This is a genomic window from Curtobacterium sp. VKM Ac-1376, assembly GCF_015351025.1.
Classification (GTDB): domain Bacteria; phylum Actinomycetota; class Actinomycetes; order Actinomycetales; family Microbacteriaceae; genus Curtobacterium.
Window position 1 is genome coordinate 57,378 of sequence record NZ_JADKRV010000007.1, and the last position, 14,002, is coordinate 71,379.

At 72.6% G+C, this 14,002-nt stretch carries 14 protein-coding genes; 5 read left to right on the forward strand and 9 right to left on the reverse strand.

The genetic code is table 11. The features are described from left to right. The 4 genes from ITJ56_RS10250 to ybaK all read right to left on the reverse strand — a co-directional run bounded on the left by ITJ56_RS10250 (nt 1) and on the right by ybaK (nt 4,759). Nucleotides 1-543 carry an adenine phosphoribosyltransferase gene (locus ITJ56_RS10250; RefSeq protein WP_194630381.1) on the reverse strand — a complete coding sequence of 181 codons (543 nt, stop codon included), beginning with the start codon at nt 541-543 and terminating at the stop codon, nt 1-3. 173 nt (nt 544-716) lie between these two features. Next, nucleotides 717-950: a hypothetical protein gene (locus ITJ56_RS10255; RefSeq protein WP_194630382.1), complete on the reverse strand. Its 234-nt coding sequence runs from the start codon at nt 948-950 to the stop codon at nt 717-719. Nucleotides 951-1,536: 586 nt separating this feature from the next. After that, nucleotides 1,537-4,158 (reverse strand): ATP-dependent Clp protease ATP-binding subunit, encoded by a 2,622-nt coding sequence (locus tag ITJ56_RS10260; protein WP_194630384.1) that lies wholly within the window; start codon nt 4,156-4,158, stop codon nt 1,537-1,539. A gap of 115 nt (nt 4,159-4,273) precedes the next feature. Further along, nucleotides 4,274-4,759 (reverse strand): Cys-tRNA(Pro) deacylase, encoded by a 486-nt coding sequence (gene ybaK / locus ITJ56_RS10265; protein ID WP_194630386.1) that lies wholly within the window; start codon nt 4,757-4,759, stop codon nt 4,274-4,276. A gap of 66 nt (nt 4,760-4,825) precedes the next feature. Between ybaK and ITJ56_RS10270 the strand changes: the two genes are divergently transcribed. Together ITJ56_RS10270 and ITJ56_RS10275 are read left to right on the forward strand one after the other, a co-directional pair. Continuing rightward, nucleotides 4,826-5,119: a DUF6412 domain-containing protein gene (locus tag ITJ56_RS10270; RefSeq protein WP_194630388.1), complete on the forward strand. Its 294-nt coding sequence runs from the start codon at nt 4,826-4,828 to the stop codon at nt 5,117-5,119. A gap of 60 nt (nt 5,120-5,179) precedes the next feature. Beyond that, nucleotides 5,180-5,917 carry a YidC/Oxa1 family membrane protein insertase gene (locus ITJ56_RS10275; RefSeq protein ID WP_194630390.1) on the forward strand — a complete coding sequence of 246 codons (738 nt, stop codon included), beginning with the start codon at nt 5,180-5,182 and terminating at the stop codon, nt 5,915-5,917. Here ITJ56_RS10275 and ITJ56_RS10280 read toward each other — a convergent pair. Then, on the reverse strand, nt 5,914-6,129 hold the full coding sequence (locus tag ITJ56_RS10280) for a hypothetical protein (RefSeq protein WP_194630393.1): 216 nt from the start codon (nt 6,127-6,129) through the stop codon (nt 5,914-5,916). The genes ITJ56_RS10275 and ITJ56_RS10280 overlap by 4 nt on opposite strands. A 93-nt stretch (nt 6,130-6,222) precedes the next feature. On the opposite strand from ITJ56_RS10280, the gene ITJ56_RS10285 reads away from it, so the two are divergent. Both ITJ56_RS10285 and ITJ56_RS10290 read left to right on the forward strand, forming a co-directional pair. Beyond that, the gene (locus tag ITJ56_RS10285) at nt 6,223-7,185 is read left to right on the forward strand and encodes a hypothetical protein (RefSeq protein ID WP_194630395.1); all 963 of its coding nucleotides are present in this window, start codon (nt 6,223-6,225) and stop codon (nt 7,183-7,185) included. Between the two features lie 229 nt (nt 7,186-7,414). Next, the gene (locus tag ITJ56_RS10290) at nt 7,415-8,782 is read left to right on the forward strand and encodes an MFS transporter (RefSeq protein ID WP_194630397.1); all 1,368 of its coding nucleotides are present in this window, start codon (nt 7,415-7,417) and stop codon (nt 8,780-8,782) included. A 201-nt stretch (nt 8,783-8,983) separates the two neighbouring features. Here the strand turns inward: ITJ56_RS10290 and ITJ56_RS10295 are convergent, their stop codons facing one another. Both ITJ56_RS10295 and ITJ56_RS10300 read right to left on the reverse strand, forming a co-directional pair. Then, the gene (locus tag ITJ56_RS10295) at nt 8,984-11,059 is read right to left on the reverse strand and encodes an MSCRAMM family protein (protein ID WP_194630399.1); all 2,076 of its coding nucleotides are present in this window, start codon (nt 11,057-11,059) and stop codon (nt 8,984-8,986) included. Nucleotides 11,060-11,426: 367 nt separating this feature from the next. Then, complete coding sequence (locus tag ITJ56_RS10300; RefSeq protein ID WP_323749777.1) at nt 11,427-11,897, reverse strand: NUDIX domain-containing protein; 471 nt, start codon at nt 11,895-11,897, stop codon at nt 11,427-11,429. A 95-nt stretch (nt 11,898-11,992) separates the two neighbouring features. Here ITJ56_RS10300 and ITJ56_RS10305 point away from each other — a divergent pair, with 95 nt between their 5' ends. Next, the gene (locus tag ITJ56_RS10305; protein ID WP_323749778.1) at nt 11,993-12,526 is read left to right on the forward strand and encodes a universal stress protein; all 534 of its coding nucleotides are present in this window, start codon (nt 11,993-11,995) and stop codon (nt 12,524-12,526) included. Here the strand turns inward: ITJ56_RS10305 and ITJ56_RS10310 are convergent. Then, a complete protein-coding gene (locus ITJ56_RS10310; RefSeq protein ID WP_194630404.1) occupies nt 12,483-13,532 on the reverse strand; it encodes an SGNH/GDSL hydrolase family protein in 1,050 nt (349 codons plus the stop codon). The two genes, ITJ56_RS10305 and ITJ56_RS10310, sit on opposite strands and share 44 nt — an antisense overlap. A gap of 102 nt (nt 13,533-13,634) precedes the next feature. Then, on the reverse strand, nt 13,635-13,991 hold the full coding sequence (locus tag ITJ56_RS10315) for a PRC-barrel domain-containing protein (RefSeq protein ID WP_194630406.1): 357 nt from the start codon (nt 13,989-13,991) through the stop codon (nt 13,635-13,637). Between the last annotated feature and the right edge of the window lie 11 nt (nt 13,992-14,002).

The following is a 14,002-nucleotide window of genomic DNA, read 5'->3' on the forward strand; positions in this document are numbered from 1 at the left end:
TCAGGCGGGCACGGCACCGAGGGTGGCGACGGGCAGCCGCGGCTCGAGTCGCTCGCGTCCGTGCAGGCCGTCGAGCTCGAGGAGCGCGGCGAAGCCGATTGCCTGGTAGCCGGCTCGCTCGAGCAGCGTGATCGTGGCGGCGCCGGTGCCCCCGGTGGCGAGGACGTCGTCGACGACGAGGACACGGGTCCCGGCGGGCAGTTGGCCCGGGCGGAGCTCGAGCTCGGCCTCGCCGTACTCCAGCGCGTACTGCTCGCTGAGGACCTCGCCGGGGAGCTTGCCGGCCTTGCGCACGGTGAGCACGCCGACCTGGTGCTGAGCGGCGATGCCGCCGGCCAGAGCGAAGCCGCGGGCCTCGATGCCGGCGACGGCGTCGAACCCGGCCCCGATCGCGAACGGCGCGACGAGTGCTTCGCACACGCGGCCGAACGCGACGGCGTCGGAGAACACCGGCGTCACGTCGCGGAACAGCACCCCCGGCTTCGGGAAGTCCGGGACGAGGGCGGTGAGGCGTTCGACGAGTGCAGCTGCGGTTTCGGTCACCCGCCAACGGTACGGGAGGCCCGGGACGCATCCGGACGCCCCGCACCGTGCGAGGGGCTTCCGGAACGGTGCGAGGTTCCGTACGTGGTGCCACCCGGAGGGGCGGTCACCGAGTACGGAACCTCGCACGGCCGCTGCACGAGGTCGCTCCCCTTGCACGGTGCGAGGACCGGTCAGCGCCACATCCGCATCGCGGCGCCCTGGGTGAGCCAGTCGATCTCGCGCTGCCGGCGCTCCCGATCGAGGCGGGCCAGCGTTGCGACGTCGATCTCGGGGCGCTCGCTGCGGGTGCGTCGGCTCCAGATGATGAGCGACATCCCGATGCGGAGTGCGATGCGGTCGGCGAGTGAGACCCGGCAGCGCAGCGCGCGGGTATCGGGTGGGCGGGTGGTGGTCTTCGTGGACACGGTGTTCCCCTTCAGGGCATGGCAGAGCTGCCCGGGTGTCGGGCGTGACGAATCCGCCCGGGTTGCGGGCAGCAGGAATTGAAGGCGTCGGAATGCATTCCGGGATGGTCCGGAAAATGTGCGGACAACGATCGCGGAATGCTCGTCGAAACCGGGAGCGTCGCAGTGTCCACCGACATTATCCGGACGCGCGCGCACGGACTGCACCGCACGTCGGAACGAGCCATCGAGTCGTTCGAATCGAACGAACCGGTGATGCACGCGCGGTGCCCGTGGGCACCGGTGTCAGGAGAGTGGGACGCCCCGGATCAGCGGACGCGGAACGGGGTACCGACGCGGCCACGGATTCCACGGAACGGAGTGGTTGCGGAGATGATCATGGTCGGCCCCCTTTCGGTCTCGAGCTGGCGGAGTCGTCTCGGTCGATTGTTCGACCGTTCGCGACGAGTGAACACTATCGGCCCCACAATTGCGAGCGCAACCCTTTTCCGCGATTTCTTCGGAATTGCATTCCCGAACACCTCGATGGCGCGCACGACGAAGGCCCGGTACCGAATCGGTGCCGGGCCTTCCGGTGGGCGACGGGCTACAGCGCGGCGTGCTCCGCGACGGTCGCCGTCAGGGTGTCGTCCTCGTCCTCGACGTCGATCCGCACGGTGTCGCCGGCGGTGATCCCGCCCTCGACCACCAGGGTCGCGATCCGGTCGTCGACCTCGCGCCGGATGAGTCGACGGAGCGGGCGTGCGCCGTACTCCGGCTCGTACCCGTGCTCGGCGAGCCAGTCGACCGCGGCGTCGGACACCGACAGGAGCATGTCCTGTGCGACGAGCCGGAGCGCGGTGTCCTGCAGGAGCAGGGACACGATCGACGCGATCTGGGACCGGTCGAGCTTGCGGAACAGCACGATCTCGTCGATGCGGTTGATGAACTCAGGCCGCATCGCCTCGCGCAGCTTGCCCATCACGCGGGCCCGCAGGTCGTCCTCGGCGTACCCACCGGCGGCACCGACGGGCGCGAACCCGAGCGCTCCCGAGCGGGAGGCCAGGAACTCCGAGCCGATGTTGGACGTCATGATGACGACCGTGTTGCGGAAGTCGACCGTCCGCCCCTGCCCATCGGTGAGCCGGCCGTCGTCGAGCACCTGCAGCAGCAGGTTGAAGACGTCCGGGTGGGCCTTCTCGACCTCGTCGAGCAGGATCACCGAGTACGGGTTGCGGCGGACACGCTCGGTGAGCTGGCCTGCCTCGTCGTAGCCGACGTACCCGGGAGGGGCACCGACCAGGCGGGACACGGTGTGGCGTTCGCCGAACTCGCTCATGTCGAAGCGGAGCATGGCCGACTCGTCACCGAACAGCGACGACGCCAGGGCCTTCGCGAGCTCGGTCTTGCCGACACCGGTCGGGCCGAGGAACAGGAAGCTGCCCACCGGACGACGCGGGTCGCCCATGCCGGTCCGGCTGCGCCGCACCGCCTTCGCGATCGCTCGCACGGCGTCGTCCTGGCCGACGACACGGTCGTGCAGCTCGGACTCGAGCGCGGCGAGCCGTGTCTTGTCAGCCGAGCCGATTCGGGTCACCGGGATCCCGGTGGCACGTGACACCACCGCGGCGATGTCGGCTTCCGTGATCGACGCGTCAGCGGCGTCGCGGCCGTGCCGGTGGGGAGCGCGGCTGGCGTCCGCCGACGAGGCGGCGGTGATCCGGGCCTCCAATCCGACGATCTCGTCACGCAGGTCGGAGGCCTCCTCGTAGTGCTCTTCTGCGACCGCGCGGTCCTTGCGGGCCGTCAGGTCGGCGACCTGGGCGCGCAGTGCGTCGACGTCGACGTCGCCCGAGAGGGCAAGGCGACGGCGCGCACCGGCCTGGTCGATGAGGTCGATGGCCTTGTCCGGCAGGTGCCGGTCGGTCACGTAGCGGTGCGAGAGCTCGACCGCCGCGCGGAGTGCCTCGGGCGTGTACACGACACCGTGGTGCGACTCGTAGCGGGAGCTGAGCCCGGTCAGGATGGCCACGGCGTCCTCGACGCCGGGCTCTCCCACCGTGACCGGCTGGAACCGGCGCTCGAGCGCGGCGTCCTTCTCGATCCGGCGGTACTCGTTGAGCGTCGTCGCGCCGACCAGGTGCAGGTCGCCGCGGGCGAGCCGGGGCTTGAGGATGTTGCCGGCGTCCATCGAGCCGCCCTCCCCGCCGCCACCGGCGCCGACGACGGTGTGGAGCTCGTCGACGAAGACGATGAGCTCGTCGGAGTGGGCGGCGATCTCGTCCATCGCCTTGGTCAGACGCTCCTCGAAGTCACCGCGGTAGCGGGTGCCGGAGAGCATGCCGGGCAGGTCGAGCGCGACGACCCGCTTGCCCTGCAGCAGGGCGGGGACGTCGCCGTCGACGATGCGCTGGGCGAGGCCCTCGACGATCGCGGTCTTGCCGACGCCGGGCTCGCCGATCAGCACCGGGTTGTTCTTGGTGCGACGGAGCAGGATCTCGACGGTCTGCTCGATCTCGTCGGCGCGGCCGATCACCGGGTCGATGTGTCCGTCACGGGCGCGGGCCGTGAGGTCGGTGCCGAACTGGTCGAGCGTCGGGGTGTCGCTGTCGGTGGCCTGCTCGGCGCCGACGGCGTCGGGTGTTCCGGGCATCGGGCGCCCCTCTCGTGCTGCTGCCGCGGCCTGCTGGGCGTAGTCCTGCATGACCTGCGGGGTGATGCCGGCGCTGGCGAGCAGCTGGCCGGTCACGGTCTCCTGGTCCATCACGAGCGCGAAGAAGACGTGCTCGGGGTCGGTGTAGGTGCTGCCGAAGCCCCGGGCGGCCTGCGTCGCCTCGACGAGGATGCGCTGCGCCGTGGGGGTGAGCGCGGGACGGCCGGTCTGCTCGGCCTGGGGCTCGCGCGCCATCGGCAGGCGCTGCTCGATCTCGTCGGCGAGGCGCTCGGGGTCGACCCCGGCTGAACGCACGACGGCGTCGAACGGTTCGGTGCGGACGAGCACGTGCAGGATGTGCAGTGCGTCGATCTCGCGCTGCCCCTGCGCGACCGCGTACTCGGCGGTGTGCTGGAGCAGCTCGTGGGTCCGGCGGCTGAGCAGCCGGGTGATGTCGACCGGTCGACCGAACGCGCGGATGCGCTGCTGGTCACCGGTGCGCTGTGCCGCGAGCAGGCGGGCGAGGAACTCGTCGAACGAGTCGTTGCTACCGGTCGGGCCGAACGTCTCTGGCAAAGGGACCTCCTGGGGACTTGAGTGCCTTCGACTCAATGCAACGCAGGAGGGGCCGGGCCATTCCCGAGGCCGGAAAAAAGTTGCGCGGAATCGACTCAGGTCTGCGGGGGCCGCGTCAGGTCCGCGCGATCGGCGCCGCGACGGCCTCGGTGATGCGCGCCAGGTCCGTCGGCGCCACCTCGATGTCGAAGCCGCGACGGCCACCGGACACGAAGATGCTCGCGTACGACAGCGCGGTCTCGTCGAGGACCGTCCGGAGCCGGGTCTTCTGGCCGACCGGGCTGATGCCGCCGACGACGTACCCGGTGCGCTTCTCGGCGAGTGCGGGGTCTGCCAGTGTCGCCTTCTTGCCGCCGACCGCCGCGGCGATGGCCTTGAGGTCGAGCCGGTTCGCCACGGGCACGATCGCGACGGCGAGGGTGCCGTCGACCGACACGACGAGGGTCTTGAAGACCTGCTCCTCGCGCAGCCCGAGGGCCGCTGCGGCTTCTTCGCCGAAGTTGGTGGCGCTCTCGTGGTGCTCGTACAGGTGGGGCGTGTACGGAACCCCTGCCGCCTCGAGCGCGACGGTCGCTGGGGTGCTCGGCGAACCTGCGGTCATGTGGCGATCCTCCCCCGCGGCACCTTCCGGGCCTCGACGGCACGCGGGCGTTACGCTGAACGGACCATGACCGCCGCACTGCTGATCCTCCGCGCCATCGCCGCGCTGGTGCTCGGCGACCCCGCCGCGGGGGTCCTGCCCCTGCTCGCCGTGGCGGCCCTCGGACTGACGGCGGTCGCGGTGGCGGTCGTCGTCGCACGACTGCTCGCAGCGGTGCTGGCGGCCGTGCTCGGCCTGGGGTCGACAGGTGTGTCGGACCGGACCACGGTCCCCGACCTCGTCGCGCGGATCGGCTGGAGCCATCCGGACGCCGACGGGCACGTGCGGTCGCGGGCACCGGGAGCCATGACCCCGGCCTGACCACCGATCGGTGGCCGGGCCCCTCGTGCACCCCGGCAACCCTCCACCGATCGGAACACCTTGGACCTCTCCACCCTGCCCCTCGTCGGCCCGCTGCTGCACGGCGGCGCTGACCTCGTCGCCGCCCTCACCGCGGCGCTCTCCCCCGTCGTCGGCTCGTTCGCCGCCGCGACCGCGGTCGTGCTCCTCACCCTGGCCGTCCGCGTCGTGCTGGTCCCGCTGTCCGTCCTGCAGGTGCGGGCCGAACGGGACCGACGGCGCCTCGCACCACAGCTCGCGGCGCTGCGGAAGCGGTACGAGCGCGACACCCAGCGCCTGCAGCGGGCGGTCCAGCAGCTGTACACCGACGAGAAGGTCTCGCCGCTGGCCGGTTGCCTGCCCGTCCTGGCGCAGGCGCCGGTGGTGTCGCTCGTGTACGCGCTGTTCACGCACGCGTCGATCGGCGGCACCGCGAACACCCTGCTGGAGGCCACGCTCGTCGGGGTCCCGCTCGGGCACTCCCTGATCGTCACCCTGACGTCGCCGCTCTGGGCGCACGCGTGGGTCGTGCTGGTCCTGCTGGCCGTGCTCGCGCTCGTCGTGGAGCTCAGCCGTCGGTCGAACGCCCACTGGAACCCGACCCCGGCTCCGGAACCGGGCGTGCCCGGAGCCGCCGCGACGACCGCCGTGGGTCGGTACGTGCCGTTCGTCACGGTCGTGTTCGCCGCGACCGCACCGCTCGCCGCCGCACTGTACGTCGTCACGAGTGCGGTCTGGACGGCCGGCGAACGCGCCGTGCTGCGACGGGTGGTCCGCTAGCCGCCCTGGCCCTCCTGCTGCGGCCCCTGGTCGACCGGGTCGTACTCGGAGTCGCGCCCCTGCTCCTCGTCGGCGGTGGGCACGTGACGCTCGGTGCCGGCCCCGCCGGGGCTCGTCGCGACGTAGTCGGCCGCGCCGGACTGCGTGTCGTGGCTCAGCGGCTCGAGGGTCTCGGGGTCGGCGTCGTGCCGCGGCTCGGATTCGGTGCTCATGCGTCACGCCTACTCCCTCGTTCTGGGTGCGCGCGCACGGGTGCCCGGTGCCACGATGGACGGGTCCACACGACCGGCGGAGCTGGGGTGCGCATGGCCCACGACGACGTGGCAGCGGAACGGGCACGGCTCGAGGCCGTGGCCTGGGGAGCGGGATCGAGCCCCGCCGACGCGGCGCGCGCCCGGATCGCGCTGCAGGACCTGGAACGCCGGCGGCGGTCGCGGGTGCGTCCGGTCCGGCCGGTGCGGGATCCGCGGCCGGGAGGCACGGCTTCGGTCGGCACGCCCGACCCGTCCTCGACCCGGTCGCGTCCAGGGCGCGGTTCGACTCCGGCGCGTCCGGCCAGCCGGTCGGGGAACGCGCCCGCAAGCGCGGCCGCGCAGGACCACGAGTCCGTGTCGGCCGGTGCGCTCATGTCGGACGGCGCGACCGCGCGGGCCGCGGCCGGGGTGTCGGGGGCGACCGACGGCGGTGGGGGCGACCGCGTCGATGGGAGGAGCGCCGACGGCGGGGGTGCGCCGGGCCTCCAGGCTGTGCTGACCGGGCGGTCCCGGTGGCGTCGATGGCTGTGGACCGAGCGGCCACGCGCCTGGATCGCGGGCGGTGCGGCCGCAGCGGTGGGCGTGGCGTTCGCGGCCGGGACGCTCGTCGGGACCGCACAGCCCGACGTCGCGGCGGCCCCGAGCATCACACCGACGGCGGGGACGGTGACGCTCGAGCAGCTGCTCGACGTACCGCAGACCTACGCCGACCAGCTGCCGGGCCCCGTCGAGGCACCGGTGAACCTGCGCACCACGCGGCTCGTCTTCACGAACCGGGCCCTCGACGGCGGGACCCTCAACACGCCCTGGAACGTCTGGGCCGGGGTCGGCACGGACCGTTCGACGATCTGCCTGATCGCGACCGCGGATCGCATCGAGTCGTCCACGGCCTGCTTCCCCCGACAAGCCGCACTGCACGGATCGGTGTCGATGTCGGCGCAGTCGACGAGTGGAACGCTGACGATCACGCTGCGCGGCGGCGGGGTACAGGGTCGGGTGACGAACGAGTACTGAGCGGGGTGCCGCGCAGCTGAGTGTTTCGTTGGAGCGCTCCGATTCTTTCGCGGTACGCCCTCGCGGGAGTGGACCGGTCGTGCAACACTGGATGAGCGCACTCGCCGTGGAGTCGTACCCGCATCATCCACATCCGCCCGCGAGCGCGCCCCGCAGACCCTCCAGGTCACCGCCGTCACCCGAACGGCATCGTCGCGCGCTCCACCGTGCCTCGGAGGAGGTCAGCAGCGTGTCCACCAACACCACCACCTCGGCCGTGTCGACCCACACGCGGCCGATCACCGTCACCACCCAGTCGATCGTCGGCATCGCCGTGCTCGGACTGGCGACGTTCTTCGCCATCACCACCGAGCTCATGCCCGTCGGGCTGCTCGGCACGATGAGCGCCGACCTCGGTGTGACCGAGGCCACGATGGGCATGGTCATCACCGTGTACGCCGCGGCCGTCGCGCTCCTCGCGCTGCCGCTCACCGCGTTCACGGCGAGGCTGCCCCGCAAGACCGTGCTCGTCGCGACGCTCGTCGGCTACACCGTGTCGAACGTGATGATCGCGCTCGCGCCGTCCTTCGCCGTCGTGTGTGCCGGCCGGGTCGTCGGCGGCATCGCCCACGCCCTGTTCTTCTCGGTCGCCTCGGCCTACGCCACCCGCATCGTGCCGCCGCGCCTGGCCGGTCGGGCGATCGCCTTCGTGTACTCGGGCAGCTCGCTCGGGTTCGTGCTCGGCGTCCCCGTGGCCACCTGGGTCGCGCAGCACATCGGATGGCGACCCGCCGTCTTCTCCGTCGCGGTCGCCGCGGCCGCGCTCGCCCTCGTGGCGCTGCTCTTCCTGCCGGCCGTGCACGGTTCGTCGTCGCCGCACGTCGGATCGCCGAAGGCATGGGCTCGAACCGGGCTGCTCTCCGTCGTGGTCGCCGACATGCTGCTCTTCGGCGGGCACTACGTCGTCTACACCTACATCGGGCCGTACGCGATCGATGCCGGGCTCGACGCCGGCATGGTCAGCGGCGCGCTGCTCGTGCTCGGCGGGACCGGGGTCATCGGGCTGTGGCTCGCCGGCATGTTCGTCGACCGGGCTCCGCGGCAGACCCTCGTCGCGTCCGTCGCAGTGATGGCCGTCGCCTTCGCCGCGATGCCGTTCGTGCACGGGTCGCTCGTCGGCACCATGGTCGTCGCGGGCATCTGGATGGCCGCGAACGGCACCACCGGCACGCTCTTCATGGCGGCCGCGATCCGGGCCGGGGGCGTCTCCCCCGACATCGCCGGTGCGCTCGTCAACGGTGCGTCGAACATCGGCATCGCCGGCGGTGCGGCGTTCGGCGGGCAGGCGCTCGGGATCGTCGGGCTGCAGCACCTGCCCTTCGCCGGCGCGGCTGTGCTGTTCGGCTCGCTGGGCGTCGTCGTGTTCGCCCGGCGCGGATTCCCGGTGCACTCGCACGCGCAGGAGCACTTGTCGACCTCGTCGATCGAGGCCATCACGTCGTCGCTCGCGGTGGTCACCACGTCGGTGCCGGTCGTCGGTCGGGCAATACAGACGATGACGGGGTCGATCGGCGTCGTGACCGGCTCGGTTCGGCGGCAGCGGACGCGGACGCGGTAGCCAGGCGGGACGCCTCATCGAGCGGTCACGACATGCCGCTTGCGCGTCGCCGAGGTCGCACGGACTGTCGGTTCCCGGCGCCCGCAGCGACGATTCGTGACCCCTCGGGGGTGAGCGGGCGGTTTGTCGTGCGACCTCGGGGGTACGAGCCGGGCGTGTCGGAAGGGCCGGCGCTCGCGATGACGCGCACGCCGGTTTCGTTCAGTCCTGCAGGTGCTCCGTGCGACGGCGGTTGCGGACGGCGCGGTAGGTCAGCAGCGCCGCGCCGAGGAGCACGAGCACCCCGGCCGCGATGAGCCCCGGCACGAGGTCGGTTCCCGTGTACGCGAGCGGACCGCGGTCACCCGCATCGCCTGAGCGGCCGACCGGAGCGGAGCCCGTGCCTCCCGACCCGGGGTCGCTCGGCATCGCGGACGGAGACGTGCTCGGCACCGCCGGAGTCGTCGGGACCGGAGCGGCCGCGGCCAGCACCACGAAGGCCAGCGGCGTCGCGGCACCGGACTCCGGCGTCACGACGGTCGCCGTCTCGGCCCCCTCGACGTCGACCGCGATCTCGTACTCGGTCGTCGGCTGGAGGCCAGTCAGGTCGAACGCGCCGTCGTCGTCGGTGACCGAGGTCACCGGGGCGCCGGCCTCCGGGTCGATCGGGGTCGCGACGACCGCCACGCCGGTGACGGGGTCGTCGTTCGTGTCGACCACCGTGCCGGGCTGGTCGGTCGTGACCGCGATCGCCGCGGCGGGCGAAGCGAACGGCAGGTCCGACGAGACCCGCTCGCCGGCCGCGGCCGTGACGCCGGTGTTCGCCGTGTCGCCCGTCGCGCCCGGTGCCGGTCGCTCGGTCCGGACCGTGTAGGTGCCGGCGCTCGTCGCGAAGGCGTAGCGGCCGTCGGCATCGGTCGTCGTGGACGCGACCACGGCACCGGACTCGTCGACGAGTTCGACGACGCGGTCGGCGGAGACGGGTGCCCCGTCGAGCGAGACGACGCCCGCGACGGTCGCTATGACGGCCGCCGGGGCCGTGATGTCAGCCGGAGCAGCCGGTGCCGCGTCGACATCACCGGTCACGATGGTGACGGGCAGCTCGTCGGCGATCGACACGTCGAGGTCGGAGTCCGGTGGCAGGTCCGACCCGGTGTAGGCCCCGTCACTGTTCGTCGTGGTGTCGACGAGCGTGTCCCCGGTGTCGGGGTCCGTGATGACGACCGGTGCGTTCGACACCGGATCGCCGTCCTCGTCCACCACCGTGCCGATCACCGACACGGTGTCGTCGGGCGCGGTGAACGTGAAGTCGACGGTCTGGTCGGTGCCACCGGGCACTCCTGCCCGGGCGAGCGAGACGCCGGGCACCGACGCGGTGCCGGTCGCCCCGGGCGGCGGTGTGACCTCGACGCGGTAGTTCGCGATGACCGGCAGCCGCGGGAAGACGAAGTTGCCGTCGGCGTCGGTGGTGGTCGTGTACAGGGTGCCGCGCGGAGCGGTCACGCGCACGACGGCCCCGGGGATCGGCGTGCCGTCGAGGGTCGCGGTGCCCGAGATGGCCGCGGTACGGTCGGCGAACCAGGTCTGGTAGACGGGGAAGCCGCTGCGCTGCTGGTACGTGATGGTCAGGCTCGTGAGCGAGACGGTGGGCGTGAACCAGGCTGTGGCACCCGCGGTGTCGACCGCAGCGGTGTTGCCGGTCAGCGTGCGTGTCGCATCGTCCCAGGTCGGACGGTCCCGACCGGTGGTGCCGTCGGGGTCCGGCGTGCAGGACCATCCGCCGGTGGCGGCCGCCGAACACGAGTTGTACGAGCCCTCGTAGCCGAGCTGGTCCGCGGTCGCGGCTCCTCCCCCGGAGACGGTGGCCGAGATGGTCGCCCGGTCGGCGTCGATGTCCCCGAGGACGAAGGACCAGCTCGATGCGCCCGGCGTCGACTCGGCGAACGTGTAGGTCGTGGTCGAGGCCGACGCGGGGTTTCCGGAGTCCACGGTCGGCCGTTGGTTCATGTACGTGTGCCCGCGGCTCGTGCCGTACACCGCGCCCGACGGGGTGTTCGCGGACTGCCAGGTCGATGCACCGCCGACCACGGTCGACTGCCGCGAGTTCGACGTGAAGGTCGTCTCGGGGAACCCGGCCATCGTCATCGTGCCGGTGTACGCCTTGCTCGACCCGCTCAGGGTGAACGTGCCCCAGTTGCCAGCCGACTCCGCCGAGGCACTCGTCGCGCCCCCGATGGCCAGGCCGGCTCCGAGTGCCAGGGCGGTCAGCCCAGCCGTGATCGTGCGCCCGTGCCGCATGCGTGCTCCCCTGTGATGGCCCCGGAGACCCCGACGCCGGCTCAGGCTATCGACCGGACCGGTCGCCTGTCCGGCCGCACAGTCCGCCGGCGCCGCAGTCCGCCGCCGTGGGCCAGGCGACGATCCGTGCGACCTCGGCGTGACGCGCACGGCGTGTTGCGCTGTCCGGGTGCGACGTCGGCCTCGCCGAGTGGTCACGACATGCCGCGTGCGCGTCTCCGAGGACGCACCAACTGTCGGCTCGAGGCGCTCCGGGCGACAGTTCGTGACCGCTCGGCGGGACGCAGGCGGCGTGTCTTGCGGCCCGACGACCCGTGCGGGGCGCGCGGGCCGTGCGGGCACGAGCGACCCCGCACAACGCGGGCGCTCAGGGGCCGGCGACGAGCGCGACCAGGGCATCGACTGCCGCGACCTGCCCGGCCACCAGCAACTCCCGGGCCTCGTCCACCTCGACCCACCGGGCGTCGTCGATCTCCGGAACGTCCACGAACCGGCCCGACCCCCGCGGCAGCTCCAGCCGCACGGTGTTGCTCTGCACCGTGTCGACGGTGAACCCCTGGGCAGCCGCAGCGAACACGCGCACGCGCTTGCCGGATGCCTGCCGGAACTCCCCGAGGTCGACCAGGTCGGCGGCCGTCGCCGGCGCAGGGAGGCCGATCTCCTCGGAGAACTCCCGCAACGCGGTGTCGCGCGGCTCCTCGGCGCCGTCGACCAGTCCCTTCGGGATCGACCAGGCGCGCGGGCGGTTCCGCCAGAAGGGGCCGCCCATGTGCGCGATGAAGACCTCCGGACCGGACGGACCGGTCCGGTGCAGCAACAGTCCGGCGCTCACGACCACGCCCCGAGCGTACGCACCACCGGCCGGGAGGCCCGGATCACCCCCGAGGGGCCGCCACACCACCGCGCGCGGCCGATTCTCCCGCGCGCATCGCGGTGCGCGCCGCGGTGCCGACGGTCATCGTGCCCGAGGGGCCGCACCCGATCGACGGCGACGTCGTGCTGGCGCTCGAGGAACCGATCGACGAACGGGCGGTGTCCATCGCCGTCGACGAGGCCGTGCGCCGGAACCGCCGTCTGACGCTCCTCCGTGCGTGGGAGATGCCGGTGTCCACCCGCACCGGGATCACCGGCTTCGCGGATGACCCGATGCGGTGGCGGACGCGCAACGCCGAGCTGCTCCAGCGCGTCACCGACGAACTCACCGCCCGGTACCCGGCGCTCCGGATCCGGCCGCTGCTCGTCGAGGGGCACCCGGGCCACGCGACCGCGTCCCGGACGCGCCGGGCGTCGCTCGTGGTGCTCGGTCGCGGGCACGTGCGCGTGCTGTCCGGTGCGCTGCTGCACGACGTCCTGCGCGAGACCGGGGCACCGGTCTGCGTCGTCCCGCCCGCCGCGCACACGGACACCGCGGTGGCCGGCAGGGTCAGCCGGCGAGTTCCCGGACCGCGTCGGCCATCTGCTCGGTGAGCCAGGCGACGCCGCGTCCGTTCGGGTGCAGTGCCCCGGCCCGCAGGTCGATGCGGCGCAGGTCGCTCGACCCGGTCAGGCTCACCCCGGCGACGTAGCGGTCGCCCGAGGGCGCGCATGCCGAGTGCGCCTCGGTGGCTCCGAGCACGTCGACGAACCGCACGCCGGCGGCGTCGGCAGCGGAGGCCGAGACGGCGTTGAGCTCCTCCTGCACCCCGTGCAGGTACTCGACGTCACTGTCGGTGAAGGGGAAGGTGTCGGACGGGAACGAGCCCGCGAGCGTGCCGATGTCCAGCGCGGACCGGAAGCACCCCTTCGCCGGTGTGTGCTCGGCGTCCGGGAAGATCGCCGGGTACCCGAGGAACACGACGACGGCGTCCGGGGCCGCACGTCGCACCGCCGCGAGCGTGTCGGCGATCCCGAGCGCCACCCGCGACTGGATCTTCGCGGCGAGCTGGTCCTCGCCGTCCTGCACCAGGGTGCTCTCGCAGGACGGCGCGTCGCGTCCGGAGAACACCGGGCCGTCGGCCGAGATCGCCAGGCACGACGCGGCCGTCCCGAACAGGTCAGCGTCGTTGCCGCCGATCGTCAGGGTCACCAGCCGGGTCCGCGGCGACAGCGACTCGATCTGCGGCGGGACACCGTGGAACTGGTGTCCGGTCGTGACGTCCTCGCTCGTCGCGCCGGCACACGTGACGTCCGTCAGGTCCAGGCCGAACCGGGCGGCGAGCCGGTGCGGGTAGTCGCGGGCGGACTGGGCGCACGCGTTCGTCGGCAGGCCGGTCCGGTCGCCGAGTCCGTACCCGGCGGAGTACGAGTCGCCGAGAGCGACGTACTCGCTGCCCGGCGGGATGTCGGCGAGCGACTCGTCCGGATCGGCGGGGACCGGGTACGGCTGCGGCGCCGGCCACATCGGCGCGGCCGACGCACTCGGTGCCGGGCCGGGGACCACGACACCGGCGACCACCAGGCCGACGACGCCGACCGCTGCCAGGGCAGCGAGCACGGACCTGCGGGCGGTGCGGAGCAGTTGCGGCCTCCGGGCGGTGGAGCGGATCAGACGGTCGGACGGGCGATCGGGCGATCGGGCGATCGCCGGAGCGCCGGGTCAGCGGCGGCCGAGTCGCCGTTCGCCACCGCTGCCGGTGCGGTACTCGAGGCCGTAGTGCTGGAACAGCTCGGGCTCGGACGCGGCATCGAGTTCACCGTCGGTCGAGATCGACGGTGCGTCCTTCACGAGCTTCTTCGGGAACGTCACCCGCAGGTGCTTCGGCGCGACGGTCGCACCGAACAGCGGCACGAAGACGAGCTTCTGGAACCCGACCATCCCGGTCGTGAGAGCACCGAACGCGGGCTCCGACGTGGCGGTGTCGTAGTAGATGCTCTCGAGCGTGCCGACCTTGTCGTCGGCCTCGTCGACGACCGGCAGACCGATCCAGTCACGGATGTTCGCAGCTTCGAACACGAGGGCTCCCT

Coding starts and splice junctions, on each gene's coding strand:
- ybaK (WP_194630386.1), bottom strand. CDS start 4,759: ATGACCGCAGGTTCGCCGAGCACCCCAGCGACCGTCGCGCTCGAGGCG.
- ITJ56_RS10270 (WP_194630388.1), top strand. CDS start 4,826: ATGACCGCCGCACTGCTGATCCTCCGCGCCATCGCCGCGCTGGTGCTC.
- ITJ56_RS10280 (WP_194630393.1), bottom strand. CDS start 6,129: ATGAGCACCGAATCCGAGCCGCGGCACGACGCCGACCCCGAGACCCTC.
- ITJ56_RS10285 (WP_194630395.1), top strand. CDS start 6,223: ATGGCCCACGACGACGTGGCAGCGGAACGGGCACGGCTCGAGGCCGTG.
- ITJ56_RS10295 (WP_194630399.1), bottom strand. CDS start 11,059: ATGCGGCACGGGCGCACGATCACGGCTGGGCTGACCGCCCTGGCACTC.